Consider the following 3319-nt stretch of genomic DNA (forward strand, 5'->3'; position numbering starts at 1 on the left):
ATGACTCATCAGCTACCTGTACGGCAATCTCAACAACCATCCCATGACTTACGCAATCATTGAAACCGGCGGCAAACAATTTCGGGTAGAACCAGGCCGCTTCTACGACATCGAACTGCTTCACGTCGAAGCTGAATCCAAAGTCACCATAGACAAAGTATTTCTGATCCAGCACGAAGGCGAGGTTCATATCGGCCAGCCTCTACTAGAAAATGCCACTGTAGAAGGAACGGTTCTCCGGCATTTCCGGGGCCGCAAAGTCCTCGTCTACAAGATGAAGCCGAAAAAGAAAACTCGGAAGAAAAAAGGGCACCGTCAAGAAACAACTCGCTTTATGATTGACTCCATCAGCGTCAACGGTACAGTGTTAGCCGCCAGAGACTTAACTGCAGCAGTTGTTGAAACCCCCCAAACCGCCGAAACTGATTCAGAATAAAAAATAGTAAATACAGTTGAGGATATTATGGCCCACAAGAAAGGTACAGGCAGTACACGTAACGGACGCGACTCTAATTCTCAGCGTCTGGGTGTCAAAAAGTACGGCGGTCAAGTTGTCAAAGCTGGCAACATTTTGATCCGTCAACGCGGCACTAAAGTTCACCCCGGTAATAATGTTGGTATCGGCAGAGATGATACTCTGTTTGCCATGATTGACGGTGTGGTGACTTTTGAAAGAAAAGGCAAAACTCGCAAAAAAGTCAGCATTTATCCTGTTGTAGCAGCACCTGTGGCTGAACCCGTGGCTGAAGCTGTCGCAGTTTAGTTTTATGGTTCCTAGGCTATGCCTGGGAACGCATATAAGCAAGGCTCTGCCTCCTGATTTTCTATGTAATTAGAAAGTTACAGGAGGCAGAGCTTTTTGCAAGTTGTTTCGCCGGAGAAAGGACTCTGGGTGCTTACGAAGAACCAGACAAGCAGGAAAAACTCTCGTTTTTACTCCTAAAAATTGGCTAGCCTCCTCCGACAATTGTGACAACTTCTAATATGTCGCCCTCTTGCATCTGTGTAGTTTCCCAAAATTGTTTGTGCAGAATTTCCCCGTTGTACTCCACAGCCACCAAGCGGGGGTTTAATCCCAATTGTTTTAGTAATTCTGGTAACGGTGTGTCGATCGCACAATTGCGGGTTTCTCCGTTAACTTGCAGCGCAATTTGATTTATCATAAGTAAAATATCAGTTTTCCGGGCGGGTTTGGTAACAAAATTATATTTTATGCACAGATTTCCTGTGCTAAACCCGCCCTACGAATCGCAAATAAACCTAGCTTTTGCCGTGCAAAGCTTTCTGAGCTTTCAGATTCTCCATCCGAATCAACTGCGAGATGAAAAACTGCGTGACTAAAGTAGGTTGTTCTGCTTCCATAATCGCGCGTACTATGGCAACCCTTTGAGCTCCCGCATTCAATATTTCATCGAGGTTGTTGATATCAATTCCGCCGATCGCAAACCACGGAATCGGCGACTTATCAGCAGCATACCGCACATAGTCCAAACCTGCCGCCTGTTTATCAGGTTTAGTAGGAGTGTGGTAAACCGGCCCAACTCCAATGTAGTCGGCTCCCTCTTCAATAGCTCGCTGCATTTCCTCGCCATTCGTAGTAGAACGACCGATGATTCGTCCCGGGCCGAGCAACTTGCGCGCTTCCGCCACAGGCCAATCTCCCTGTCCTAAGTGTACGCCGTCGGCACCCGCTGCGATCGCCAAATCCACGCGATCGTTCACAATCAGCAAAGCATCGTAGCGGTGACAAAGTTCGCAAAGCTGTCGCGCGTTAGCCAACTTTGCGCCGTCGTCTGAGGTTTTGTCGCGGTACTGCACCAAAGTCAGTCCGCCTTGCAAAGCAGCTTCCACGACTCCTAACAAGTTGTCTCTCGGCGAAGTTACAAGGTATAACTGCGATCGAAGTAACTGCTGGTAGCGCCGGTAAGCCAGCAAATTGCTTTCGAGAGTATAAACCCGATAGCGCATCTGCTTAAAAGCCCCGCCCATATTCCGATCGTAAATTTTGCCATACTCTTCGAGTACCCGCAGAGCTTCTTCCACCCTACAGAAATTCGCCTCCAGTAGCTGCTGAATGCTCGAACGGTGCTCTTCCTGCGGGTGAGTCAACTCCGTACCCGGATCGGCCGGCGTATCCCTAGCACTGCGAAGTTCTGCGACGTGCCAAGCAGCCAATTCTTGACGCAGTTGCTTGCACTCGCCAGCTAAATCGGCGTTGTTGAGACCAAACCTGCACCATTCTTCAATAATTCTCAAGCCTTCGCGCGCTCGATCTAAATTTGCATCTAAAATCCGGCAGAGGGCTGGCTGTGCCGGTAAAGTTCTGTTTTGTTTGTCGGTCATTCAGAACCACCCTAATTATAATTAATCGTACCTGTCAAACCGCTACATTGTCCCATGCCGTCAAGATTGTGGCAAAGCAGGCGGCTTAATTTTGGCATAAACCAATGTAAATTCGACAATGATTTTTAAGTTTTATTGAATTTGATGAAAACAAAGCATAATAGATCAAACTTGATGAGAGTGGAATCGTTAAACTGCATACCACACTTCGGAGGAGAGCCGTGAGGTTAGCAGAACAACACAAAAGATTAACAGCAGAAAACCCCAGCAGGCGGGTGAAATCAAAGTTCGATCGCGAAAACCCGACACCGAACTCGGGAAGCGGAACTCGGATCGCAAATCAGTGGGGTTTATTTATGCTGCTAAATTCTCAATATAGCGAGTGCAAAGAAAAGCGATCGCAAAAATCTTATTTGAGTTCTTGCCTTCTGCTCGTTTTTGCCAGCACCGCCCTTTGCAACCATCAACCGTCAGTTATCGCTGCCGACATACCGGGAGTGCAGCTACTTTCTCAGACGCCGCAGAGCGACATTAACATACTGTACGTCAGCTCGATCGGCGGCAGCGACACGGGGGGCAACGGCAGCGATCGAGCTCCGTTTAAAACCCTTACCTACGCCTTAAGCGTGGCCCCGCCCAAAACAGCGATTTTGCTAGCGCCCGGTACTTACAGCGAGCAAACCGGCGAAAAATTTCCATTAATGCTCAGGCCCAGCGTGACAGTTCAGGGAAATCCCAACACTCGCGGTCAGAATATTGTCATCAAAGGCGGAGGATACTTTATCAGTCCGACTTCGGCGGGTCAAAATATCGCGATTTTAGGCGCAGACGGGGCGGGACTCAGCGGGGTGACGGTGACGAATACCAACTATCGCGGTTACGCTTTGTGGATCGAATCGAGTTCTCCGACGGTTGTCAACAATACTTTTTCTGGCAGCACTCACGACGGAATTTCGGTAGTGGGTACTTCCAGGCC

General features: G+C 48.6%; 5 protein-coding genes. 3 read left to right on the plus strand and 2 right to left on the minus strand.

Features of this window, described 5'->3' with window-relative positions; genetic code table 11:
* The first annotated feature begins 43 nt into the window (after window positions 1-43).
* Window positions 44-436: a 50S ribosomal protein L21 gene (gene rplU / locus QUA38_RS28095; RefSeq protein ID WP_172190164.1), complete on the plus strand. Its 393-nt coding sequence runs from the start codon at window positions 44-46 to the stop codon at window positions 434-436.
* 27 nt (window positions 437-463) lie between these two features.
* The gene (gene rpmA / locus QUA38_RS28100; RefSeq protein WP_190738131.1) at window positions 464-763 is read left to right on the plus strand and encodes a 50S ribosomal protein L27; all 300 of its coding nucleotides are present in this window, start codon (window positions 464-466) and stop codon (window positions 761-763) included.
* Between the two features lie 187 nt (window positions 764-950).
* Here the strand turns inward: rpmA and thiS are convergent, their stop codons facing one another.
* Complete coding sequence (gene thiS, locus QUA38_RS28105; protein ID WP_190738130.1) at window positions 951-1163, minus strand: sulfur carrier protein ThiS; 213 nt, start codon at window positions 1161-1163, stop codon at window positions 951-953.
* A 97-nt stretch (window positions 1164-1260) separates the two neighbouring features.
* A complete protein-coding gene (locus tag QUA38_RS28110; protein WP_333167681.1) occupies window positions 1261-2343 on the minus strand; it encodes a thiamine phosphate synthase in 1083 nt (360 codons plus the stop codon).
* A gap of 221 nt (window positions 2344-2564) precedes the next feature.
* Between QUA38_RS28110 and QUA38_RS28115 the strand changes: the two genes are divergently transcribed.
* On the plus strand, window positions 2565-3319 hold a 755-nt coding region (locus QUA38_RS28115), incomplete at its 3' end, for a DUF1565 domain-containing protein (protein ID WP_333167683.1).

It is taken from the genome of Microcoleus sp. Pol12B4 (assembly GCF_036701385.1).
In the GTDB taxonomy this organism is placed as follows: domain Bacteria; phylum Cyanobacteriota; class Cyanobacteriia; order Cyanobacteriales; family Microcoleaceae; genus Microcoleus.

What these genes read in the sequence shown, in the direction of transcription:
- rplU (WP_172190164.1), top strand. Translation starts at nt 44, where the DNA reads ATGACTTACGCAATCATTGAAACCGGCGGCAAACAATTTCGGGTAGAA.
- rpmA (WP_190738131.1), top strand. Translation starts at nt 464, where the DNA reads ATGGCCCACAAGAAAGGTACAGGCAGTACACGTAACGGACGCGACTCT.
- thiS (WP_190738130.1), bottom strand. Translation starts at nt 1,163, where the DNA reads ATGATAAATCAAATTGCGCTGCAAGTTAACGGAGAAACCCGCAATTGT.
- QUA38_RS28110 (WP_333167681.1), bottom strand. Translation starts at nt 2,343, where the DNA reads ATGACCGACAAACAAAACAGAACTTTACCGGCACAGCCAGCCCTCTGC.